The 22,903-nt window shown below is 31.4% G+C and carries 20 protein-coding genes and 1 tRNA gene; 12 read left to right on the top strand and 9 right to left on the bottom strand.

Translation table 11 applies throughout. From position 1 onward, the window contains the following. Positions 1-92 precede the first annotated feature (92 nt). Together ftsH and rsfS are read right to left on the bottom strand one after the other, a co-directional pair. Complete coding sequence (ftsH, locus tag NHF47_RS07620) at positions 93-2,009, bottom strand: ATP-dependent zinc metalloprotease FtsH (protein WP_252764356.1); 1,917 nt, start codon at positions 2,007-2,009, stop codon at positions 93-95. 9 nt (positions 2,010-2,018) lie between these two features. Next, on the bottom strand, positions 2,019-2,387 hold the full coding sequence (rsfS, locus tag NHF47_RS07615; RefSeq protein WP_140999316.1) for a ribosome silencing factor: 369 nt from the start codon (positions 2,385-2,387) through the stop codon (positions 2,019-2,021). 94 nt (positions 2,388-2,481) lie between these two features. Here rsfS and NHF47_RS07610 point away from each other — a divergent pair, with 94 nt between their 5' ends. Both NHF47_RS07610 and ccsA read left to right on the top strand, forming a co-directional pair. Next, positions 2,482-3,207 carry a biotin--[acetyl-CoA-carboxylase] ligase gene (locus tag NHF47_RS07610; protein WP_252764355.1) on the top strand — a complete coding sequence of 242 codons (726 nt, stop codon included), beginning with the start codon at positions 2,482-2,484 and terminating at the stop codon, positions 3,205-3,207. A 97-nt stretch (positions 3,208-3,304) separates the two neighbouring features. Next, positions 3,305-6,517 carry a cytochrome c biogenesis protein CcsA gene (gene ccsA / locus NHF47_RS07605; RefSeq protein ID WP_252764354.1) on the top strand — a complete coding sequence of 1,071 codons (3,213 nt, stop codon included), beginning with the start codon at positions 3,305-3,307 and terminating at the stop codon, positions 6,515-6,517. A 72-nt stretch (positions 6,518-6,589) separates the two neighbouring features. Here ccsA and NHF47_RS07600 read toward each other — a convergent pair whose 3' ends face one another. Together NHF47_RS07600 and NHF47_RS07595 are read right to left on the bottom strand one after the other, a co-directional pair. Then, the gene (locus NHF47_RS07600) at positions 6,590-7,630 is read right to left on the bottom strand and encodes a PLP-dependent cysteine synthase family protein (protein WP_252764353.1); all 1,041 of its coding nucleotides are present in this window, start codon (positions 7,628-7,630) and stop codon (positions 6,590-6,592) included. A 79-nt stretch (positions 7,631-7,709) separates the two neighbouring features. Next, on the bottom strand, positions 7,710-9,770 hold the full coding sequence (locus NHF47_RS07595) for a S9 family peptidase (protein ID WP_252764352.1): 2,061 nt from the start codon (positions 9,768-9,770) through the stop codon (positions 7,710-7,712). A gap of 140 nt (positions 9,771-9,910) precedes the next feature. On the opposite strand from NHF47_RS07595, the gene NHF47_RS07590 reads away from it, so the two are divergent. Further along, positions 9,911-10,234 carry a YbaB/EbfC family nucleoid-associated protein gene (locus NHF47_RS07590; RefSeq protein ID WP_140999311.1) on the top strand — a complete coding sequence of 108 codons (324 nt, stop codon included), beginning with the start codon at positions 9,911-9,913 and terminating at the stop codon, positions 10,232-10,234. Between the two features lie 49 nt (positions 10,235-10,283). Here the strand turns inward: NHF47_RS07590 and NHF47_RS07585 are convergent, their stop codons facing one another. Genes NHF47_RS07585 through NHF47_RS07575 form a run of 3 tightly spaced genes read right to left on the bottom strand, consistent with a single transcriptional unit; the run spans position 10,284 to position 12,281 of the window. After that, positions 10,284-10,997 carry a ThiF family adenylyltransferase gene (locus tag NHF47_RS07585; protein ID WP_252764351.1) on the bottom strand — a complete coding sequence of 238 codons (714 nt, stop codon included), beginning with the start codon at positions 10,995-10,997 and terminating at the stop codon, positions 10,284-10,286. A 37-nt stretch (positions 10,998-11,034) separates the two neighbouring features. Further along, complete coding sequence (locus NHF47_RS07580) at positions 11,035-11,688, bottom strand: TatD family hydrolase (RefSeq protein WP_252764350.1); 654 nt, start codon at positions 11,686-11,688, stop codon at positions 11,035-11,037. After that, positions 11,688-12,281, bottom strand: a complete 594-nt coding sequence (locus NHF47_RS07575) for a DUF1684 domain-containing protein (protein WP_252764349.1) — start codon at positions 12,279-12,281, stop codon at positions 11,688-11,690. The genes NHF47_RS07580 and NHF47_RS07575 overlap by 1 nt, the downstream gene beginning before the upstream one ends. A gap of 84 nt (positions 12,282-12,365) precedes the next feature. On the opposite strand from NHF47_RS07575, the gene NHF47_RS07570 reads away from it, so the two are divergent. The 7 genes from NHF47_RS07570 (at position 12,366) to NHF47_RS07540 (ending at position 19,058) form a co-directional block, all read left to right on the top strand. Beyond that, complete coding sequence (locus NHF47_RS07570) at positions 12,366-13,607, top strand: MFS transporter (protein ID WP_252764348.1); 1,242 nt, start codon at positions 12,366-12,368, stop codon at positions 13,605-13,607. Positions 13,608-13,676: 69 nt separating this feature from the next. Further along, positions 13,677-14,036 (top strand): BlaI/MecI/CopY family transcriptional regulator, encoded by a 360-nt coding sequence (locus NHF47_RS07565; RefSeq protein ID WP_140999307.1) that lies wholly within the window; start codon positions 13,677-13,679, stop codon positions 14,034-14,036. A gap of 1 nt (position 14,037) precedes the next feature. Continuing rightward, positions 14,038-15,897 carry a M56 family metallopeptidase gene (locus tag NHF47_RS17280; protein ID WP_308219260.1) on the top strand — a complete coding sequence of 620 codons (1,860 nt, stop codon included), beginning with the start codon at positions 14,038-14,040 and terminating at the stop codon, positions 15,895-15,897. Positions 15,898-15,963: 66 nt separating this feature from the next. Continuing rightward, complete coding sequence (locus NHF47_RS07555) at positions 15,964-16,104, top strand: SsrA-binding protein (RefSeq protein WP_140999305.1); 141 nt, start codon at positions 15,964-15,966, stop codon at positions 16,102-16,104. 101 nt (positions 16,105-16,205) lie between these two features. Further along, a tRNA-Arg gene (locus tag NHF47_RS07550) sits at positions 16,206-16,279 on the top strand. Between the two features lie 267 nt (positions 16,280-16,546). Next, positions 16,547-17,758, top strand: a complete 1,212-nt coding sequence (locus NHF47_RS07545) for a hypothetical protein (protein ID WP_252764347.1) — start codon at positions 16,547-16,549, stop codon at positions 17,756-17,758. An 853-nt stretch (positions 17,759-18,611) separates the two neighbouring features. Then, complete coding sequence (locus tag NHF47_RS07540; protein WP_252764346.1) at positions 18,612-19,058, top strand: hypothetical protein; 447 nt, start codon at positions 18,612-18,614, stop codon at positions 19,056-19,058. Between the two features lie 31 nt (positions 19,059-19,089). On the opposite strand, the gene NHF47_RS07535 is transcribed toward NHF47_RS07540, so the two are convergent. Further along, positions 19,090-19,815: a TIM44-like domain-containing protein gene (locus NHF47_RS07535; protein WP_252764345.1), complete on the bottom strand. Its 726-nt coding sequence runs from the start codon at positions 19,813-19,815 to the stop codon at positions 19,090-19,092. A gap of 190 nt (positions 19,816-20,005) precedes the next feature. Then, positions 20,006-20,821: a hypothetical protein gene (locus NHF47_RS07530; protein ID WP_252764344.1), complete on the bottom strand. Its 816-nt coding sequence runs from the start codon at positions 20,819-20,821 to the stop codon at positions 20,006-20,008. A 257-nt stretch (positions 20,822-21,078) separates the two neighbouring features. Here NHF47_RS07530 and NHF47_RS07525 point away from each other — a divergent pair, with 257 nt between their 5' ends. Both NHF47_RS07525 and NHF47_RS07520 read left to right on the top strand, forming a co-directional pair. After that, positions 21,079-21,786, top strand: a complete 708-nt coding sequence (locus NHF47_RS07525) for a hypothetical protein (RefSeq protein ID WP_252764343.1) — start codon at positions 21,079-21,081, stop codon at positions 21,784-21,786. After that, positions 21,783-22,892, top strand: coding sequence for an enolase C-terminal domain-like protein (locus NHF47_RS07520; RefSeq protein ID WP_252764342.1), 1,110 nt, complete (start codon positions 21,783-21,785; stop codon positions 22,890-22,892). The genes NHF47_RS07525 and NHF47_RS07520 overlap by 4 nt, the downstream gene beginning before the upstream one ends. Positions 22,893-22,903 lie beyond the last annotated feature (11 nt).

Below are 22,903 nucleotides of genomic sequence, written 5' to 3'. Positions count from 1 at the left end.
CTTGCGCGAACCAAAGATAAAAAAAAACTTAGTTCTTTACGGATAAAGAACCAAGTTTTTTTAAAATTGACTCGACTGTAATTTATAACAACCTATTCTGTAGTGATTTCAATTGTTTTTTCGTGTGGCCTATTTCCAAATATAGTTTCTAAATCGTCTTTAAAAATGACCTCTTTTTCAATTAAAATATCAGCCAACTGGATTAATTTATCTTTATTTTCTTCTAATAATTGAACCGCTCTCTTATATTGTGTTTCAATTAATAAAGAAATTTCACTATCAATTACTTTTGCCGTTTCTTCAGAATACGGTTTTGAAAAATTGTATTCGCTTTGTCCTGAAGAATCATAATACGTTATATTGCCTAATTTATCATTCAATCCATAAATGGTAACCATAGCACGAGCTTGTTTGGTAACTTTTTCTAAGTCACTCAAAGCTCCAGTTGAAATTTTATTAAATATTACTTTTTCAGCTGCACGTCCTCCCATAGTAGCGCACATTTCATCTAGCATTTGTTCTGGTCGCACAATTAATCTTTCTTCTGGTAAATACCAAGCCGCTCCTAAACTTTGCCCTCTTGGAACAATCGTTACTTTTACTAAAGGTGCTGCATGTTCTAACATCCAACTCACTGTTGCATGACCCGCTTCATGAATAGCAATAGCTCTTTTTTCTTCTGGAGTAACAATCTTATTCTTTTTCTCCAAACCACCTACAATTCGATCAACAGCATCTAAAAAATCTTGCTTATCAACAGCTTTTTTATCTTTCCTAGCAGCAATTAAGGCCGCTTCATTACACACATTTGCAATATCAGCACCAGAAAACCCAGGAGTTTGTTTCGCTAAAAATTCCGTATCTAATTCTTCTGATTTTTTTATTGGTTTTAAATGTACTTCAAAAATTTCTTTACGCTCTCTGATGTCTGGCAGATCAACATAAATCTGTCTATCAAAACGTCCAGCACGCATCAATGCCTTATCCAACACATCAGCTCTATTGGTAGCCGCTAAAACGATAACGTTTGTATTGGTTCCAAAACCATCCATTTCAGTCAATAACTGATTCAGCGTATTTTCTCTTTCATCATTAGAACCTGACATATTATTTTTACCACGTGCTCTACCTACCGCATCAATCTCATCAATAAAAATAATCGCTGGTGATTTCTCTTTTGCTTGTTTGAATAAATCTCTCACACGTGAAGCTCCAACACCTACAAACATTTCCACAAAATCAGAACCTGACAAAGAAAAGAAAGGTACTTTTGCTTCTCCTGCTACTGCTTTAGCCAATAAGGTTTTCCCTGTTCCTGGAGGTCCAACTAATAATGCACCCTTAGGTATTTTACCACCAATTGAAGTATATTTTTCAGGATTTTTCAAGAACTCAACAATTTCTTGTATCTCTTCTTTTGCCCCTTCAAGACCTGCTACATTTTCAAAGGTCACTTTAACATCATTTTTTTCATCAAATAGTTTTGCTTTGGATTTACCAATACTAAAAATTTGACCACCGCCACTTCCAGAACCACCCGACATTCTTCGCATCATAAAAATCCAAAGACCCGCTAACAAAAGAAAAGGAAGCAATAAAGACAAAATATCACCCCAAATACCTTCTGGCTCTTTAGCATACGTATTTAACAATTTTTTATCGTAAGCTGCTTTTAAACTTTCTTGAAAGGTCTTTAAATCACCAATTTCAAAATAATAATGAGGCCCTTTTTCATTTAGGTTACCCATCACATCGTTTTTAGCATCTTTGTGCTCTTTATTTCCTAAAGCTTCTTTTTTCAGAAATACTTGGGCTTTGGTATTGCTAAAAATCACTTTATCCACTTGACCAGATTCTAAAAACTCATAGAATTTAGACAAAGTGGTTGGTTTTGGATTACTAAAGTTAAATCCATTCCCAAACACATTGATTAAAAGGAATACACCAAGAATAAGTCCGTATATTAACCACGGACTAAATTTTACTTTTGGACTTTTATTTTCAGACATAATTTTTTTCTAATATTTACTTTCTATTGAAGTTATTTTTGCGTCACCCCAAAGGCTCTCTATATTATAATATTCACGGATATGTGTTTGGAAAACGTGTACTACTACATTTACAAAATCCATCAACACCCATTCCCCATTTTCTAAGCCTTCCACATGCCACGGTTTTTCTTTCAGTTCTTTAGACACCACTTTCTGAATGGAATTTGCGATTGCAACTACTTGGGTATTAGAGTTACCATTACAAACAATGAAATAATCGCATACTGTGTTATCAATTTCTCTAAGATCTAAAATATCTATATCAGCTCCTTTTACATCTTCAATTCCCTTAATGATATTTACTACTAAATCGTCGTTACTATTATTTTTTGCCATTTAAATTTTATAAGTTTATGCAAAGTTACCAATTTTTGTCTTTATTTTTGAACCTTAACATAAGATTAAAAATAAAACTTTACATTTTTTGTAAATGAATATTATCAAACTCAATGCCATAGACTCCACAAACAATTTTTTAAAAGAATTGTCAGCTACTCAAATCTTGGACAACTTCACTACTGTAGTAACCGAAAACCAACGTAAAGGAAAAGGTCAACGAGGAGCCACCTGGATCTCTGAAGACGGTAAAAACCTAACATTCAGTATATTTACAAATCACAATCCAGCATTTACAAGCGAAATATACACCATCAACATTCTGGCATCCATTGCACTTATTAAAGTTCTAGAAAAATATCAATTGTCACAATTGCATATCAAATGGCCAAACGACATTTTGTCAGAAAATAAAAAAATTTGTGGCATCTTGATCGAAAATATAATTAAGTCAGACGGAAGTATTCATTCAATTATTGGTATAGGCTTAAATGTAAATCAAAAGGCTTTTGAAAATTTACCAAAAGCATCCTCTATGGCAATTTTAAAAAACAAAATTTTCGACAAAGAGTTACTTTTAGATGAAATTTTAGCTTCATTAAAACATCATTATAATCAATTAGAAAACCCTAGTTTACTTTGGAAAAAATATCATTCGTACCTCTATAAAAAAGGGACACCTGTTGCTTTTGAAGATACTTCAAAAAAACAATTTATGGGAATCATTCAAGGCGTTTCTTCTTTTGGAAAACTAATGGTTTTACTTGAAGATGACACCATTCATGAATATGACATTAAAGAAATAAAAATGCTCTATTAAAACAATTTCTTAAAACTTAACAAAGACTTGTTAAACATTGCAATAAAGTTTTTGTTTTTAAGTACTTTTGCAAACGTTTTAAATTACTACTACAGAAATGGACAAAAAAATATTCTCTTTTTTATTCTCTACACGTTTAATGGCTGTTTTATTTATAATATTTGCAGCATCAATGGCAGCGGGAACTTTTATAGAAGATGCCTACAATACCGAAACCGCTCGAATTATAGTTTACAATGCTTGGTGGTTTGAAGTTATTATGGCATTTTTTGTCATTAATTTTGCTGGAAACATAAAAAGATATCAATTGTACAAAAGAGAAAAATGGGCTACTTTTCTCTTACATCTTTCCTTCTTATTTATTTTAATTGGAGCTTTCATTACACGTTATGTAAGTTTTGAAGGCATGATGTTAATTCGTGAAGGAGAAACCGAAAATAAAATTTATTCTGACAAAACTTTTGTATATGGTTTTGTAGACGGTAAATACAATGGTGAGATGAGGAGACGTTCTTTTGAGAAAAGTAATTATTTTGCACCAGAAGATGTAGCTTGGTATTTAAAACCTTTGTTCTCTAATGATTTTACTATTAAAGGTGATTTTAATGAAATTCCTTTCAAAATAGAATACGAACAATTCATTATGAATGCTAGTGAATCTATTAAAGAAGATCCTAATGGAATGTATTATCTAAAATTAGTAGAATCTAGTGATGGCTCAAGACACGAACATTACCTAAAAGAAGGTCAAGTTCAAAATATTCATAACATTTTATATGCTTTCAACCAACCTACAGATGGAGCTATTAATATCTTCTATGCGAATGATAGCTTGACTTTGAAAACTCCATTTGCTGGTAATTATATGAAAATGGCCGACCAATCTCAAGGTATCGTAAGCAAAGACACGATTCAATCTTTACAACTACGTTCTTTATACAATCTTGCAGGCAGCCAATTTGTTTTTCCCGAAGCACCTAAAAAAGGCACCATCACTTATCAATCTAATAACAATTACAGTGACAAACAAACTCAAGACGCTTTAGTTGTTAAAGTTATTAGTCAAGGGAAAGAAGAGAAACTTACTTTATTAGGTTCCAAAGGAAGTCAAGGTGTTCCACAAACCATTACAATTGGAGATTTAGACTTTACTTTATTTTTTGGAAGTAAAACATATGAAACTCCTTTTGCAGTGAAGCTAGAAGATTTCATTGCAGATAAATACCCTGGAACCGAAAAAAGTTATTCTGCCTTTAAAAGTAAAGTTGAAATACAAGACACACTAAACAACAATATTTTCAGAGATAGTATCTACATGAACAATGTTTTAGATTATAGGGGATATCGTTTTTTTCAGGCAGGTTTTGATCCAGATGAAAAAGGCTCTCATTTATCTGTAAATCATGATCAATTAGGTACTTGGACGACTTATATTGGTTACTTCTTATTGTATTTTGGTTTAATGGCCATATTGTTTGATAAAAACACACGTTTTGGAGATTTAAAGAAAAGAATAAAAAAGACAATGGAAAAGAGAAATTTATTAGCCACTTTATTTTTGTTTTTCTTTACAATTATTGGATATTCCCAAGAGCATACTCATGAAAATGAAATAACAGATGCTAAAAAAGCATTTGAATTTCTTTCGAAATATAAGGTTTCTGAAGAACATGCTTCAGAATTTGGAAAAATGGTTATTCAAGACCAAGGAGGTCGAATGAAACCCATCAATACTTTTTCTTCTGAGCTTTTGCGAAAAGTATCTAAAAGTGATACTTATAATGACATGAATTCAGATCAAGCATTCATTTCTATGACACAATTTCCTCAATATTGGTATACGATGCCAATTATTTATTTAAAAAGAGGAAATGACAGTATCCGAAAAATTGCAGGTATAGATAAAAAAGCAAAATTTGCGGCTTTAATTGACTTTTTTGATGCCAAAGGCAATTACAAACTAGCTCCTTATCTAGATGAAGCTTATGGAGCACAAGTAGCTAATAATTTTCAAAAAGATTTTATAGAAGCAGACAAAAAAGTAAACCTTTTGTATGATGCTTTAAGCGGTAAAATTTTACGTGTTTTCCCAATACCAAATGATAAAAACAACAAATGGGTTTCTTATTTAGAAATTAATGATTCTACTAAAACAGCACTAGACAGCATCAAAAATATTGTTCCTTTTTATTTAGATGCCGTTTCCAAAGCAACCCAAAGCAAAGATTACAAACTTCCCAATTCCATTTTAAAAGGATTAAAAGCCTATCAAAAAAAATATGGTAGTGCTGTAATGCTTTCTGATCAAAAGATTAATACCGAAGTTAAGTATAATAAATATGATATTTTCAAAAGACTATTTTACCTCTACATGCTAGCTGGAGTTTTAATGCTTGGATTTGCGATTTATCAATTGTTTTCATCTGCTAAATGGATTAATTATACGGTAAACTTTTTTCATGTAACAATATTTGTATTTTTCTCTTTACATACTTTAGGATTAATAGCACGTTGGTATGTATCAGGACATGCACCTTGGAGCAATGCGTATGAAAGTATGATTTATGTATCTTGGGCAACGATGCTATTTACGTTGTTACTTGGTTTTCCATATCCAATTTGGTATTTATTGCTTGTAAATATAAGATTAAAAAAATCTTCAATAACTGTTGCTGCTGGTGTATTCGTAGCTTCAATATTGTTAATGGTGGCGCACTGGAGTTGGATGGATCCAGAAATCGGAAATTTACAGCCTGTTTTAAATTCGTATTGGTTAATGATACACGTAGCTGTTATTGTGGCGAGTTATGGACCGTTTACCTTAGGAATGATATTAGGTTTAGTTGCCTTGTTTTTAATGATTTTTACCACAAAAAATAATGCGAAGAAAACAAAGTTAGCTATAGATGAATTAAGTTACATAAATGAAATGGCTTTAACAGTTGGTTTAGTCATGTTAACCATTGGTAACTTTTTAGGCGGACAATGGGCCAATGAGAGTTGGGGTCGCTATTGGGGTTGGGACCCAAAAGAAACCTGGGCATTAATTAGTATTTTTGTGTATGCATTTGTCATTCATGCCAGATTAGTACCTGGATTAAGAGGCAAATGGTTCTACAACTTTGCCAGTGTTTTGGCTTTTGCTTCAATTGTAATGACCTATGTAGGAGTGAACTTTCACTTAAGTGGCTTACACTCTTATGCTTCTGGAGAAAAACAAAATGTTACCTATTATCTATACATTTTAGCTGGAGTGATTGTTATTGGTATATTAGCTTCAATAAAATATAAAAAATACCTCAAGAAATAACTTTATATAATTTATAAAACAAAAAACTCCGAGATTTTTCTCGGAGTTTTTTATATTCCATAAGTAATTGTACTACTTAATAATTTCAATTTTTTGAGCCTCTTCAATATTGACACTATCAAAGAAACCTTGTTCTCCCATCCATTCATCACTATAGATTTTACTCATGTATCTTGAACCGTGATCTGGGAAGATTACTACTATATTACTGTCTTTTGTAAATTCACCTTCTTCTGCAAATTGTTTTACCGCTTGCATCGCAGCTCCTGAAGTATAACCTACAAAAAGACCTTCTTTTCTAGAAATCTCTCTAGCAGTATGCGCACTTTCTTCATCAGAAACTTTGATAAATTTATCAATCATATCAAAATCAGTAGCTGTAGGGATTAAATTCTTTCCTAAACCTTCAATACGGTAAGGATAAATTTCTTCACTATCAAATTCTTTGGTTTCATGGTATTTTTTCAATACTGAACCATAAGCATCCACACCTAAAATTCTGATATTAGGATTCTTTTCTTTTAAAAAACGAGCTGTTCCAGAAATAGTTCCACCCGTTCCACTACAGGCTACTAAGTGCGTAATTTGACCTTTGGTTTGTTCCCAAATTTCAGGCCCCGTAGTGTTGTAATGTGCATCAATATTTAAGTCATTAAAGTACTGATTGATATAAATAGAACCTTTGGTTTCTTCATGTAATCGTTTTGCAACACTGTAATAAGATCTTTTATCATCAGCAGAAACATTTGCTGGGCAAACATATACTTTTGCTCCCATTGTTCGAAGCATGTCTATTTTATCTTTAGATGATTTGGAACTTACTGCTAAAATACAATCATATCCTTTTATGATACTAACCATTGCTAAACTAAATCCTGTATTACCAGAAGTCGTTTCAATGATTGTATCGCCTGGTTTTAAAATACCCCTTCTTTCTGCTTCATTAATAATATATAATGCGATTCTATCTTTGGTAGAATGACCTGGATTAAAAGCCTCTACTTTTGCATAGAAATTGCCATCTATATTTTCAGTTACTCTATTTAATTTAATTAGAGGTGTATTACCGATTAACTCTAAAACATTGTTGTAGGCATTTATTTCTTCTCTCATAAAAACTAAATTATATTTGAGGTAAATTATCGTGTTTTAACAACCCCAAAACCCTGCAAATTTAACAAAAAAAAATTAACTACTTCTTAATATTCTCTAAATCTAACAAAAAACTAAATTCTTTAGCCACTTCTTTAAGGGCCTCAAAACGTCCTGAAGCACCACCATGCCCAGCATCCATATTAGTATGCAAGAATAATAAATTTTTATCAGTTTTCGTAACTCTTAATTTTGCTACCCATTTTGCAGGTTCCCAATATTGCACTTGCGAATCATGCAAACCTGTAGAAACATACATATTTGGATACACTTGAGCGACTACATTGTCATAAGGAGAATACGATTTCATATACTCATAATATTCTTTTTCATTTGGATTTCCCCATTCGTCATATTCTCCTGTCGTTAAAGGAATACTATCATCAAGCATCGTTGTTACCACATCTACAAAAGGCACTTGAGCGATGACTCCATGATATAATTCTGGAGCCATATTAATAATAGCCCCCATTAAAAGGCCACCTGCCGAACCGCCTTCCGCATAAAGATGTTCCGCTGATGTATATTTTTCAGCAATTACATATTTAGAACAATCTATAAAATCAGTAAATGTATTTTTCTTTTTCAATAATTTACCATCTTCGTACCATTGTCTACCTAAATCTTCTCCCCCTCTAATATGAGCAATGGCATAAATGAAGCCTCTATCTAATAAGCTTAAACGTGTCGTTGAAAAATAAGGATCCATAGATGCACCATACGAACCATACGCATATAATAAGAATGGATTGGAACCGTCTTTTTTCATTCCTTTTCGGTACACCATAGAAATAGGCACTTTAGTACCATCTGTTGCGGTAGCCCATATACGTTCTTCTACATAGTTATTTTTATCAAACTTACCTCCTAAAACTTCTTGTTCTTTTAAAACCACTTTCTCTTTGGTTTTCATATTAAAATCAATTACCGAAGAAGGAGTTGTTAAGGATTGATAAGCATAACGCAATATATCAGTATCAAAATCTGGATTGGTAGTTGTGTAAGCGGTATAGGTTTCACTTTCAAAAGGTAAATAATAAGCTCCTTCCCCTTTCCATGGTCTAATTTGAATTTTATTTAATCCGTTAGAACGTTCTTCTACCACAAGATAATCTCTAAAAATATCTACTCCTTCTAAAAGCACATCTTCTCTATGTCCAATTACATCTACCCAGTTTTCCATTCCAGTAGCATTTTCAGGAGTTTTCATCAGTTTGAAATTGGTCGCTTTATCTTTATTGGTTACAATATAAAAGCTATCCCCAAAGTGAGAAATACTGTATTCTAAACCTCTAGTCCTTTTTTGAAACATTCTAAAAGTACCATTAGGCTTATCGGCTTCTAAAAATTGATACTCCGAAGTTAACGTACTTGAAGAACCAATTACAATATATTTTTTTGATTTTTCTTTGTAAACAAAACAATAAAAAGTATCGTCTTTTTCATGATATATCAATTCATCTTGTTTTACATCTGTGTGTAATACATGTTTGTAAATCATGTCGGAACGCAAGGTTTTAGGATCTTTTTTCGTGTAGAAAAAAGTTTTATTATCACTTGCCCAAGTTGTTCCTCCTGTTGTATTTTCAATTAATTCAGATAAAACTTCACCTGTTTCTAAGTTTTTAACTTGAATCATATATTGTCTTCTAGAAACCAAGTCTACACCAAAAGTTACCCATTTATTATCTTCACTCACACTCAAGCCACTTAAGTTGAAATACGCTTGTCCTTTAGCCAATTCATTACAATCAAACATAATTTCTTCTTTGGCCTCTAGACTTCCTTTTTTACGAGCATAAATAGGATAATCTTTACCCGTTTCAAAACGTGTGATGTAATAATATCCATTATAAAAATAAGGAACCGAAGTATCATCTTCCTTAATTCTCACTTTCATTTCCTTGAATAAATCGTCCTGAAGTTGCTTGGTATGAGCCGTCATAGCTTCATAATATTCATTTTCTTTATTCAGGTAATCAATAACTTCTTTGTCTTCTCTTTGGTTTAACCAAAAATAATTATCTGTACGAATGTCACCGTGTTTTTCTAAGTCATGAGGTATTTTCTTAGCAATTGGTGTTTGTAATTTTTCGTTCATTTTTTTTGTTTTGTTTTGACCTTGCAAAGAAACAAAAGTAATTGAAATGAGAACGAAAAAAGAGATTTTTTTCATGAAGTTATACATTTAAAGTTAACAGCTAATTTAGTATTTTTGTACTAATAAAAAAATTAAATATTATGTTTGGAGACCTAATGGGAATGATGGGTAAAATCAAAGAAACCCAAGCCAAAGTAGAAGCCACAAAAAAACGTTTGGATACCGTTTTAATTGATGAAAAAAGTAGCGACGGACTACTTGAAGTAACTTTAACTGCTAATCGCAGTATTAAATCGATACAAATTAACGATACTTTATTAGAAGACAAAGAAATGCTTGAAGATTATTTAGTAACGGTTTTAAACAAAGCAATTGAAAAAGCGACTAATGTAAACGAAGCGGAGTTAGCAGCAGTAGCGAAGGAAGGCATGCCAGATATTCCTGGTATGGATTTATTTAAATAAAATAGGGTTTCTATCTGAACATTTATCTGCTCAGATAGAAACTTCTTAATTACTTGATTAAATTTTTTACTACGGTTTCAGCAGCATGCAAACCAAATAAAGCAGGCATCCAACTATTGGTTCCATAAAAAGACTTTTTAAAATTGGTTCCATCGGTAGTTTTAATACTTGTATAATCCGGACGTTCGTCTGAATATACCACTTTTACTCCTTTTGAAATTCCTTCAGCTTTTAAACGCTTTCTCACGTTTTTAGCTAACGGACAATATTCGGTCTTACTAATATCTCTGACCTTTACATTCTCTGCATTGTACTTTCCTCCTGCTCCCATATTGCTAATCACTTTTACTTTTTTCCTTTTACAAGCAATAATTAAGTTTAGCTTTGGAGTTACACTGTCAATACAGTCTAAAACATAGTCAAATTCTGGTGTAACTAATTCAAAAGCTCTTTCTGGAGATAAAAACTCTTGAATACGAGTCAGTTTTAATTCCGGATTAATATCTAATAAACGATCACCTACTATTTTCACTTTGGGTTCACCCACTGTAGAGTGTAAAGCAGGTAACTGACGATTTATATTGGTAATATCAACTGTATCACCATCCACTATAGTCATGCTTCCTACTCCTGCACGTGCTAAAAATTCGGCTGCAAAACTACCAACACCACCTAAACCTACTACCAATACATTTGCATGGGTTAACTTATGCATTCCTTCTTCTTTAAATAATAAAACTGCTCGTTCTTGCCACTTTGCCATTTATCTTTCTGTTTAAATTTTTTAATTGTTTAAAGGTTTAAAATTCTCTTTTAAATGTTGCTTCAAAATTGTTCTTCACTATTTGTTTGAGTTCATTGATAGGTATATTTTTCATTTCTGAAGCTTTTTCATACACTTGAGCAATGGTTTCTTCAATAGTATCGGTTTCTAAAAAAAATCGATCCATGGGTACTTTTTGAAACACACTTTCTAATTCTGGATTTCGTAATAAATATTTACCAAAAGACAAATAAAATCCATTATCTAAAAGCGATTGCGCGACTTGCTCATTTTTGGAAAAACCGTGAATGATCATTGGATTTTGAACATTCATTTCCTTTTTCACGGCAATTACTTCCTGATAAGCAGCCACACAGTGCAAAATTACAGGTTTATTTGTTTTTTGTACCAATGCCAATTGGGCTTTAAAAACCTCTAATTGCTTTTCCAAAGGAATTTCAATCCGTTTGTCTAAACCACATTCTCCTAAAGCAATACAATTGGTTGATGCTAATTTTTCTTCAATACAAGCTAAATCTCTTCCCACTCGATTGCCATCAATATACCAAGGATGTATCCCGATGGAATAATTAGGAATACTTTCTTGAAATTCCCAAGGATATTGATTGACTACTTCATAAACAGAAGTATCATTTGTAAAGGAATGTGTATGTAAGTTGATAAATTGCATTAATCATGAAATTTTTTAACTCCTGCTTCTATAGCTATATCCAAATCATTTTCTAAAGGCACAATTGGGCAGGAATATTTATAATTATAAGCACAATACGGATTATACGCTTTATTAAAGTTAATTATAACTTTATCTGTGGTTGGAATTCGCATATCAATGTAACGCCCACCAATATAACTTTCTTTACCACATGTTGCATCTGAAAAAGGCAAAAACAAATAATCTTTAAAACCTGGTCTTTTAGACAATTCCATATTTTGATACACATTCAATTGAAATGCTTTCCCTTCCAATTCGAAATACAACGTACCAAACTTTACATACATAGGTGTTCTATCGGTAGACGTTTTCATTTTAAAAGGTTTTTCTTTTTTAGCTTTTTTAAAAATTGCTTCAACAATTAATTTTTCATTAATTGGGTAAAAATCCAACCCTTTAAACTGCGCTCTATCTTCTTCTGTTAACGGACTCTCTGCAGCATCTGCAAATTCAGCATTCATCTTTTTTTGAAATTCATATACTGCTTCTACTTCACTATTTTGTGCGAAAGAAAAACTTATCCAAAACAATAGTATCCCAATTCTCAACATCTCTTTTTTTTTTGCAAAAATATATATTTTGACTTATATAATTTTAAAAAACCGATTTCGTACCTTTGAAAATCAATCCCAATCATGATACAAAAAGCATTTTTCAAGTACATCGAGAACTTTAAAGGTTTTTCTAGAGAAATCTGGATTTTAACCTTAATTACCTTCATTAACAGAGCTGGAACTATGGTGTTACCGTTCTTATCCAAATATTTAAAAGAAGACCTTAATTTCTCACTAGATCAAGTAGGATGGATTATGGTTAGTTTTGGTTGTGGTTCAATGTTAGGCTCATGGTTAGGAGGAAAATTATCCGACAAAATTGGTTTCTATAAAATAATGATTTTTAGTTTGCTTACAAGCGGACTCATGTTTTTTGGTTTACAACACATTACCACTTATGAAGGTTTATTAGTTGCTATCTTTTTAATCATGACCATTGCCGATATGTTTCGACCCGCTATGTTCGTTTCTTTGGCGGCTTATGCTAAACCAGAAAATCGCACACGCGCCCTAACTTTAGTTCGTTTGGCTGTTAACTTAGGTTTCGCAGCCGGACCTGCATTGGGCGGTTTGATTATTATGAATATTGGTTACGAAGGATTGTTTTGGGTAGATGGTTTTACCTGTGTGGCTGCCATTCTTATCTTTTGGATTATGGTAAAAGAAAAACAACATTCCTCTTATTTAAACAAAGAAAATCCAGGAGAAATTTTAACCGCATCTGTTTTTAAAGATGGTCCGTTTTGGACGTTCTTGATTATGTGTTTGATTAATGGGATTATCTTTTTCCAATTATTCTCTACCTTACCTATTTATCATAAAGAACAATTCAACTTAACCGAGTTGCGTACTGGGTTACTCTTAGCTTTTAACGGAATTCTTATTTTCTTTATGGAAATGCCAATTGTAAGCTATATTGAACGTAAAAAATTTGACAAAGTAAAAGTGGTTACCATTGGTACTTTTATCATGGGATTGTGTATGTATCTCCTTTTAATTAACCAATGGGAAATAGTGCTTTGGATAATGATGTTCATTATGACCTTTGGAGAAATGCTCGCTTTTCCTTTTTCCAATTCCTTCGCGATGAGTCGTGCCCCAAAAGGACATGAAGGTCGCTATATGGCTATTTTTACAATGAGTTATAGTTTTGCGCATATTCTATCTGCCAAAACTGGTTTCTTTATTATTGAATTTTCCAATAGCTATCAATACAATTGGTTTTTTATGGGAAGCCTTGGTATTATAGGAACACTATTAGGCTACTTCACCTTAGTATTACTTCGAAAAGAAAAAGCAATTACTTTAAAACTAAAAAAATAGTTAAATAACTAAAAAAATAGTTGTTAAACTAAAAAAATAGTTATAGGTTTGTGTAACAAAAAAAGAGTTATGCAAAAATTAACGAATAAAGAAGAAGAAATCATGCAGATTTTATGGAAGCTGAAGAAAGCTTTTGTAAAAGACATCATGGAAGAAATTATCGAAGATAAACCCCATTACAATACGCTATCTACTATAGTACGAAATTTAGAAGAAAAAGGCTATGTAGGTTACACCGCTTATGGGAAAACACATCAATATTTTCCTATTGTAAGTATTGAAAACTACAGAAAAAAATTCATGAATACCGCTATTGATACGTATTTCAATAGTTCGTATAAAAATTTAGTTTCTTTTTTTGCTGAAGAAGAAAAAATCTCAGCAGACGAGCTTCGTGAAATTTTAGAAATCATAGAAAAGAAAAAGTAGTATGGAAAACCTGATGTTATATATTCTAAAAGTAAATGGATTACTATTGGTTTTCTATTTCGCTTATCATTTTCTGTTAAGAAAAGAGACTTTTTTTCAAAGTAATCGCATTTTTTTACTTTTAGGTATTGCTACTTCATTCGTTTTACCACTCCTTTCATTTACTACTATTATTTGGGTAGACCCAGAACCTATTTCGACCAGTTATGTTTATGAAAACATACCTTTAGGTTCCTTTGAAAATCAAGTTGAAACCAAACCCTTTAACTGGAATCAGTTCTTATTTAGTTGTTATATTCTAGTCTGTATTTTCTTTTTAGGCAAACTCTTGATAGAGCTCTTCTCTTTCTTTAGAATCATAAAAAAAGGAACAAAAATTAAATCGGAGAAAATTGTTTTGGTAGAAACCAATGAAAGTCAGAATCCTTTTTCCTTTTTTAATTACTTAGTAATCAACAAGCAAAACTTCTCGCCTGAAGAATTGGAATTGATTTTGGTACATGAAAAAATCCATATTCAACAAAAACACTCAATAGATGTCTTAATCAGTAAACTCTTGTGTTTGCTTTTTTGGGTCAACCCAATGGTTTGGCGTTACCGAAAAGCCATTTTAGAAAATTTAGAATTTATTGCAGACCAACAAACATCTGCACAAACCAATAAAACGTATGAATACCAAAAAACTTTATTGAAAGCGGTTATTTGTGCGAATCAATTATCAATTACTAATCAATTTTATCAATCATTAATCAAAAAACGAATCGTTATGTTAAACACCAATCCTTCTTCAAAGAAACAACTTTGGAAATACAGTATTGCTTTACCGCTAATACTAGGTTTTATTTTCTGTTTCCAAATTGAAACTATCGCTCAGGTAAAAGAAAGTCAAAAACAAACTCCTAAAAAAGCACAACAATCACAAGAAAAAGTGAAGCTTCGTATTGACAAAAATTCGACCGATGAACAAATCAAAAAAGAAACGACTTACTTACAAGAAAAATATGATGTAACGGTTAAAGTTTCTAAAATTAAAAGAAATGCTGCCAATGAAATTGTTGGTTTAAAAGTAGATTATAAAGATGGTAAAGGAAATTCTGGATCTTCTCAAATTTCTGGAGACGAACCTATTAAACCTTTTGTGTTTTTCATGAATAACCACAATGGCAAGAGAAATATGGGGTTCCAAAGTCTAAGCAATTCTGGCAATAAACCAGCAGTATACGTGTACCGAAACAACGATGAGAATGAAGAGGATGAAGATGTTGTGGCGTATGCTTTTGATGACGAAGAGGTACCAGCGCCTCCTGCTCCACCAGCACCACCTGCATTAGGCAAAATGAAAGCTTTACCTGCTCCACCAAGTCCACCTAATTTTCCTGCTCCACCAGCAGTTCCTTCCGACTTAACTAGTGAAAAAGCCATGAAAGAATTTGAAGAAAAAATGGCTGCTTTTGAAATGAGCATGAAAAAAATGCAACCTCAAATGAAACAATTCGAAAGAGAAATGGAAAAGTACGAAATGGAAATGGAAGGTTTTGAACCCGATATGAAAGCTTTCGAAAAAGAAATGGAAAAGTTTGAAAAAGAAATGGAAGCCTATCAAGAAAAAATGATGAAAAATCGTTATGTCTACGTAGAAAAAATAAAAGATAAAGAAGCGTATCGAGTGCAAGACAAAGCGCATCAAGAAGCGATGATGAAAGCGCATAAAGAAGCGATGGAAGCACATAAAATGGAAATGAAAGCGCACAAAGAAGCATTGAAACAGCAATTAGAAGCAGAGAAAATGAGAATGAAAGCTGAAATGGAACGCGACAAAGCCGAACAAAAAAGAAGAGCGGAAGAATTAAAAAAAATATAATAAGCTAATCAAAACATCCTGTACACACAGGATGTTTTTTTATGTATCTTTGTCAAAAACAAACGCATGTATAAATTTTTGGCCAAACTGAACAAACTAATTTTACCTAGTTTAACCAAGCAAAAACTAGATGTTACCAAAGCCAGCAAATGGCAAAAAGCCTTATTAGCATATCGTTATTACATCACTATCAGGAGTTTAGATTAAAACTCAAAAAAGGCTAAAAAAGCAACCCAAACATTTTTTGATTTTTTTTATTTTTTGATTTGCAAATTAATCAAATATACCTATATTTGCACCCTCAAATAGGCCTCGTGGCGCAACTGAATAGCGCATCTGATTACGGCTCAGAAGGTTACAGGTTTGAATCCTGTCGAGGTCACTCAGAATTTTCTTACAAAACCCTGTAAACAATTGATTTACAGGGTTTTATTTTTTAAAATACTGGTATTCAAACCTCAAAAACCAATATTTTTAAATTTTTGATTTTCAATAAGTTACATTTTTAAAAAATATATTAACTACCCAAAAACTGCCCAGAAAAAACTGAATGGGTAGTGACTTTTAATTTAAAAAAAAGTTATATTTGAATAAATATCAACAAGATACAATAACAATATTAATACATTTGAGATAGATAATTTATTATATGAAAGAAAACGAAATTTTTACAGATTTAACTATTTCTAATAAAAATAAAAAAGTTAGACTATCAAAATACTTTGACTCTCTCAAACGAAATCTACCAGAAAAATGGATTTGGTTAAAAGATAAAGAATATGATGATGTGAAAACATTTTTTCTTATTAATGAAACGATATTTTTGAAAACACCATATTTCAAAAAAACTGAAAAAGATTTAATCTTTTATGGTGAAATAGTTTTAGGCTTAACTTATGATAGTATCATTTTATTAGATGTTAAAGTTAAAAATCTTGTCAATGAAGAAGATTTAATGAGTAAAATGAATGAAGATGAAAAGATATGGGAAAGATTTAAGCTTTTAGAATATTTTTCAAATGAAATTTTGAAGAAGAACAAATATTATAAAGATTTCAATCACAAATATGAATTTGGAGCTTTTAAGGACGAAAATAATTTAGACAAAGATATAAGAGATGAAAGATCTATTAAACTTTCTTCTAAAGAAAAAAACAAATTTTATTTTTTGGAAAAAGGTAAAGAAGCTCAACATTCAAACAAAAGAATAATATATTTCACTCCAAATAATATTTCTCTTTCTCTTAGTTTGATGAAAAAATCTTATAAACAATCAAAAAAACTTTTAAAAAATATATTTGACAAATATCCAAATGAACTTATTCAATTAGAAACAATAGATAAACCTATACTCTATGAATATTTTGAATCAATAACTACTAGTGTTATCTTTGCATATATAGCTGTAGAATCATTTGCAAATGCTGCTATTCCAGAAGATTTTAATTATGAAAAAATTAATGATAAAAAGATAAAAGAAATCTGGTCAAAAGAAAATATTGAAAGATGGATGCCGACATCAAAAAAAATTAAAGATTTATTACCTAAAATTTTAAACACTAGCAATATTGTTGATGAGATTTTTTGGAAAGACTTTGAAAATCTTGAACAACTAAGAAACAATATCGTGCATCAAAAAACAATAGATAATGGAACTGAACTTGAATCGGAACTTTATAACAAGTTATTAAAAAAAGAAATTTTCAAAATAATTTCATCTTCAATATCGGTTATAAAGTTTTTTTATAATTATGACAATGCTCATCCATATTTTCCATTAGGTTTAGGAATTGCTAAATTAAAATTTGAGGAAATAAATGATATTGAAGAACATTTTGGAACATTTAAAAAAATTGAATAATTAACCCTAATAATTTTAAAAAAATATTTATATAAGTATGAGTATAAAATACCCAAAAACTGCCCAATAAAGAACAAAACCCTTGATTTTAAAGGGCTCACGCTTCAAGTTTTTTTTCTGTCGAGGTCACGAATAAATTCTATAAAAAGAGAAAAAGAGCAAGTAATTTTGCTCTTTTTTTGTTTTATAGGATTTTCAAAGCGGAGTTGTAAGGAAAGACGAAGACAACCCCGATAGCGCAGATTTACAATCCGTGCTAGTAATCTTAGCCATAAAATTATCTTTCGTTATATTTGTAGAAATTCAATTCGTATCATTGATTTTGAATAACAACTTTTCAAAGAAATAAAACCTCAACACTAAAATTTATTATTAATAAGCCTAAACAGTTTATGCAAAAATATTTTTTTATACTAATTCTTGGAATATTATTTCTATTTATGTGGTCAATTTCTGCCTATATTAATAATACAATCACATCAACTGATTTTTTAAGAGAAACGATTCTTTATCTTTTACTTATTGTTTTGCTAATTATAATTAAGAATAAAAAGGATAATAAATTAAACTATTAAACAAACAAGTATTTATCTCATCTATCTCCTCTTCTACTTCTTATGTGTTCGTATACTTGCTGCTTTTCATTATAAAAGCAACTCGAAAATTCCAATCTAAGGTGTTAAACTACAAACAATCTATATTCAAAAAATACCAAAAAGTTTGTATTGTAGACCGCAATTCAAAAGACTAAATTTGAGTATGATATACTAACATTTGCATCTTCTCATTTTGGTTAAGATCGAAATATTACAAAACCAAAAATGAGCTAAGGCAAAACTTAAATTGTAAAAGCATGAAAAAATTGATTTTTATGAGTGTCATCTCACTATTATTAGGATTGACTGTGAAAGCGCAACAAAACAATATTGTGGTATCCATTGCAAAAAAAGCAACTAGTTGTAATTCAACCGACTTAGGTTACCAAGTGTATTATGGTGCTTCGAGTTCCTCTGAATTGGAAAGGAAAGCGGTTACCGAATTAAAACGAAATAATCCCGATTGGCAAAGTGTAGAAAGCAAAGACAATATCGATTGGGGTAGCTACATGGGGAATTACTTGGTAATTATTTCCACCGTTACTACAGATTCCAAAGGATGCCAAAGAGTTACTTATGGTGTGGGTTTTGGAAAAGAAAGCAGTAGCGCTTTAAAAGATGCTCTTTCGCATGTAAAAGGTAGAAATTGGACTTGGCTCGAAAGCAAACACGGTTATCGAATAGAAGTCGAAAAAAGATATTAAAAAAGCCGATTACAAGAATCGGCTTTTTAAATTAGGCTAAAATTCCAGCTTTTAAACTGTCTGGAATAGAATTTTCTAGTTTCGCAAATTGTAAAGATAAACTGCCTTCTCTAATTTCATCTAACAACCATTTGCCTTCTGTATATTCAAAAAACCAAATATAATCTAAACTCTGTACCCCACTTTTTCCTTGAACAATCTTACCTGAATCTCTTTCTTTTAAATAATCTTCGGCTTCTACATCGATAGCAACCGCAATACGTGATCCTTCAAAATCAGGACTATCTGTTAATTCCAAGTATAAAGGTCTTATTTTTTCAAGTTTTTCTAAACGACTAACATTTTTTAAATTATCTCTTTTCCATTGTTCAATAAAAACAGCTTGTTGATTTTGCCAATACCAATGATTGACATATTCTCTTACTTCGCCCATGTCTTCATTGGACCAAGCATTGTAAACTCTTCTGATACTATTTGAAAATTCTTTTTCAAGTTGTAGCCAATTGAACGCTTTATTCTTGATGCTTATTTTTTGTAAAATCTTTTTATTCTTTCGCACTTTAATAGATTCTACAATTTTCACATATAGAATTAAAGGGAAAAGGACCACAAATAAAAGGGCTAATAAAATCTTACCCCAAAAGGATTTAAACAACCCTTTTGCTATGAAACCTCCAGGGCCAGCGTATATAGGGTCTATATAAAATAAGGCTATAAGGACAACCAACCAAATCCATTTTTTCTTATCTAATTTCATTTTGAATGTTTTAGGGATTGAAAAGTATACTATTTTTCTTTAATACTAAAATAAATTTTAAATTATTAAACCTAATTTTTTTCTTTCTTTTTGTCTCCCAATAAATCAATTTCCGTGCTAGCAATCTTAGCCATAAAATTATACTTTCATTCTATTTGCAAATAGAATTGTTCAGAAATTCAATTATTCTTTATGTCAATTGATCGAGTAGTGCTTCAAATCTATCTATATCTTCTTGAGTCATTTCATTTTTTGTTTTAAAGAAAAGATGACCTTCTTTATATTCAATATCCAATCCTTTAATTTCTGAAAATTTAGAAAACAAGTCAAATAATTGGGGTTCATAAGTAGACTTCTTAATGGGTTCACAATGATACGAACCAAAAGTTTTCAAATTCACTCCATTTAACTGAAGTAACTTTTCTTCTACTTTATTTTTTTCAATTAAAATATAATGCCCTGAAAAACCTAAATTTTTTATCCAACAAAATAATTGATTGGTCCTGCTGTATTCTATATTTCCTAAACTAACGGCTACAAAACCAATCAGGGTATTCTTTTCAACCTTACTAAAGGTCTTGAAAAAAAAATATTCGTTATACTTAGCAAACATGTGTAATGACTCAATTAAGTCAATCGCATCATCAGCAACCTCTTTGAATTCATACTTAAGGTTTTCAATATAGTAGGAACTGCTCTCTTTGAAAAATCGATACTCATCGGATAGAAAAGGGTCTTCTTCATCATCATAATATTCTACTTCATCTGAATTCCAGTTACCAGATTCAGCTTGTTCTAAACTTAGTTTAGCTCCAGTTTCTGGATCAATAATGTACGCATCTTCTAAACTGGTTTTTAAGTTTTTAAAATATTGTTTATCTGACTTGCTTTCCTTTTTTAATTTCGTAACAAATCCCTTTTCAGAATTTATACTTTTTATGAAAATATAGGAACCAATAACAAAGACAGCAAAAACTATAATAATTAAAATTATTGAGGCAAACATAATTGAAATTTAAAAACAGGTTAATAAATTTTTTTTCAATAATAGTAAATTATTTCCACTTTAAGAGTCAATTTAATAAATGAAATACTCCTATAAATGCTAACAAAATTTTTAATAATTATCCAAAAGTCTGCCTCTTCTCACGAAATAAATCAACTCCCAAATCAAATCTTTCCTCTATATTTGCACGATTAAATTTCGCAAAAATTCCCCAAATAAAATTTTTCGCTAGTAACCATTAAACTGTTTTATTTGAGATGATGCAGATCCAATTTCGAACTATTGGTTCGTTAACCCAACCCGAACAAGAACGTATCTGGGCTATTTACAAAACTTCCTATACTGTGGAACGTGAGGTTTTTCTTGACAAACAACAACGTTTGGACCTGTATGCCATGTACTACAATCCTAAAAAAGAATTGGTTGGTTTTACTGGTATTCGGAAAAATTCTTGTACAACGTCTTCTCGAAAATATATTGCAATTTATTTGGGTCAAACCATTATTTTACCCCAGTATCGTGGAAAAAAACTCATTCAAAAAACGGTGATGCGCATTATGCTCCATCTCAAATTTAAAAATCCGTTTCATAAAATTGTAATTTGGAATGATTCGCTTAGCTATCGTCCGTATTTAGTGATGGCCAAAGGATTAAAGGATTTTTATCCGAATCCGAATAAAGCAGAACAAAAAGAATTTGAAGCCATTCGCGATGAATTGGGTATGAAATATTATCCAGAAAGTTATGACAAGCAAACGGGTATCGTATCTAAAGCACATCGCGTTCTTTTAGCAGATGAAATCACCTTAACGGAAAAAGATTTGCAAAACGAATACATTCAATTTTTCGTAAAGAAGAATCCGGGTTATATAGAAGGCAACGGATTGATCACTTTTTCACCGGCTACTTTTGGGAATTTATTCTATTATTTAGTGGGCCGAAAATTTAAAAGAGCTAGAAAATGACAGTAACCATTACAAAACTATATCGCCTACAAATTCCTTTTAAAGGAGGTTCTTACGAACATCATTTGGCAAAACGCAATACTACGGATTCAGTCATTATGGTTATTGAAGACACTAACGGTATTCAAGGTATAGGCGAATGTTGTCCAAGGGATTATGTGACTTTTGAAACGTATGAAAGTGTGATTGAAAATGTAAAGGAATTAGCTCCTTCTATTTTTTTACATTTTGACGAAAGTTTAGCCAGCATACCAAACGCCTTACAATTCGTTCCAGATACAATCCCTTCGGTACGTTGTCTTTTTGAAACGGCTTTACTAACCTATTTCATGCGAAAAAAGCAGAAGAATGGGTTTGAAGTTTTGGGTTTACCCCAACAAAAAACGCTTACCTATTCTGCTGCATTTGATTCAGGAGAAGCGACTACTTTTGAAAAAATGGGCCAATTTTATTCGGCATTGCAATTTAAAAGTGCCAAACTTAAAATTCATTCGGATAACGAAATAAACAAACAACGTATTCTTAGAATACGGGAACTTTTAGGGAACCACACTTCGATTCGTTTGGACGGAAATGAAATTTGGGAATGGAATAAAAACCACCATGAAATAGAAGCTTTAGTCGATTTAGGTATTCGCTGTTTTGAACAACTTTTTCATAAAAAAGATAATCCATCGTGTGCTGCTTTTCGCAAGCATTTTGGAGATACTATCGAATTAATCGCGGATGAATCGGTTACCACCTTAGCTTCTGCTCAGTTTCATGCTACAAAGGAATATTTCACAGGTGTAAATCTGAAAATAAGCAAAAATGGTGGTTATTTTCGTGCCTTGGAAATCGCCCAACTTTTTCAAGAACAAAACAAAACGGTGCGATTGGGTTGTCATGTGGGTGAAACTTCTTTGCTTTCACTTTGGGGAATTCTTTTTGCAACTGCTTTTCCTAATCTAAAAGACCAAGAAGGTGGTTTTGGTACTTACATCCTTACGGAAGATCCTTTTCAACCTTCTATACTTTTTGGTACAGAAGGAAAAATAGCACTGACACCTCAATTTATACAAAATATCAATCCATTTGAATTTCGCCATCCTAATGAAATCCAATAAAAAAAGCCTAT

It is taken from the genome of Flavobacterium sp. NRK F7, from assembly GCF_024054195.1.
Classification (GTDB): Bacteria; Bacteroidota; Bacteroidia; order Flavobacteriales; family Flavobacteriaceae; genus Flavobacterium.
Note: the sequence above shows the minus strand (reverse complement) of the source record. Positions and strands in the feature narration are given on the sequence as shown.

What these genes read in the sequence shown, in the direction of transcription:
- NHF47_RS07575 (WP_252764349.1), bottom strand. Translation starts at nt 12,281, where the DNA reads ATGTTGAGAATTGGGATACTATTGTTTTGGATAAGTTTTTCTTTCGCA.
- NHF47_RS07520 (WP_252764342.1), top strand. Translation starts at nt 21,783, where the DNA reads ATGACAGTAACCATTACAAAACTATATCGCCTACAAATTCCTTTTAAA.
- NHF47_RS07555 (WP_140999305.1), top strand. Translation starts at nt 15,964, where the DNA reads ATGTATAAATTTTTGGCCAAACTGAACAAACTAATTTTACCTAGTTTA.
- NHF47_RS07540 (WP_252764346.1), top strand. Translation starts at nt 18,612, where the DNA reads ATGAAAAAATTGATTTTTATGAGTGTCATCTCACTATTATTAGGATTG.
- NHF47_RS07580 (WP_252764350.1), bottom strand. Translation starts at nt 11,688, where the DNA reads ATGCAATTTATCAACTTACATACACATTCCTTTACAAATGATACTTCT.
- rsfS (WP_140999316.1), bottom strand. Translation starts at nt 2,387, where the DNA reads ATGGCAAAAAATAATAGTAACGACGATTTAGTAGTAAATATCATTAAG.
- ftsH (WP_252764356.1), bottom strand. Translation starts at nt 2,009, where the DNA reads ATGTCTGAAAATAAAAGTCCAAAAGTAAAATTTAGTCCGTGGTTAATA.
- NHF47_RS07610 (WP_252764355.1), top strand. Translation starts at nt 2,482, where the DNA reads ATGAATATTATCAAACTCAATGCCATAGACTCCACAAACAATTTTTTA.
- NHF47_RS07590 (WP_140999311.1), top strand. Translation starts at nt 9,911, where the DNA reads ATGTTTGGAGACCTAATGGGAATGATGGGTAAAATCAAAGAAACCCAA.
- ccsA (WP_252764354.1), top strand. Translation starts at nt 3,305, where the DNA reads ATGGACAAAAAAATATTCTCTTTTTTATTCTCTACACGTTTAATGGCT.
- NHF47_RS07545 (WP_252764347.1), top strand. Translation starts at nt 16,547, where the DNA reads ATGAAAGAAAACGAAATTTTTACAGATTTAACTATTTCTAATAAAAAT.
- NHF47_RS07525 (WP_252764343.1), top strand. Translation starts at nt 21,079, where the DNA reads ATGATGCAGATCCAATTTCGAACTATTGGTTCGTTAACCCAACCCGAA.
- NHF47_RS17280 (WP_308219260.1), top strand. Translation starts at nt 14,038, where the DNA reads ATGGAAAACCTGATGTTATATATTCTAAAAGTAAATGGATTACTATTG.
- NHF47_RS07535 (WP_252764345.1), bottom strand. Translation starts at nt 19,815, where the DNA reads ATGAAATTAGATAAGAAAAAATGGATTTGGTTGGTTGTCCTTATAGCC.
- NHF47_RS07570 (WP_252764348.1), top strand. Translation starts at nt 12,366, where the DNA reads ATGATACAAAAAGCATTTTTCAAGTACATCGAGAACTTTAAAGGTTTT.
- NHF47_RS07600 (WP_252764353.1), bottom strand. Translation starts at nt 7,630, where the DNA reads ATGAGAGAAGAAATAAATGCCTACAACAATGTTTTAGAGTTAATCGGT.
- NHF47_RS07530 (WP_252764344.1), bottom strand. Translation starts at nt 20,821, where the DNA reads ATGTTTGCCTCAATAATTTTAATTATTATAGTTTTTGCTGTCTTTGTT.
- NHF47_RS07595 (WP_252764352.1), bottom strand. Translation starts at nt 9,770, where the DNA reads ATGAACGAAAAATTACAAACACCAATTGCTAAGAAAATACCTCATGAC.
- NHF47_RS07585 (WP_252764351.1), bottom strand. Translation starts at nt 10,997, where the DNA reads ATGGCAAAGTGGCAAGAACGAGCAGTTTTATTATTTAAAGAAGAAGGA.
- NHF47_RS07565 (WP_140999307.1), top strand. Translation starts at nt 13,677, where the DNA reads ATGCAAAAATTAACGAATAAAGAAGAAGAAATCATGCAGATTTTATGG.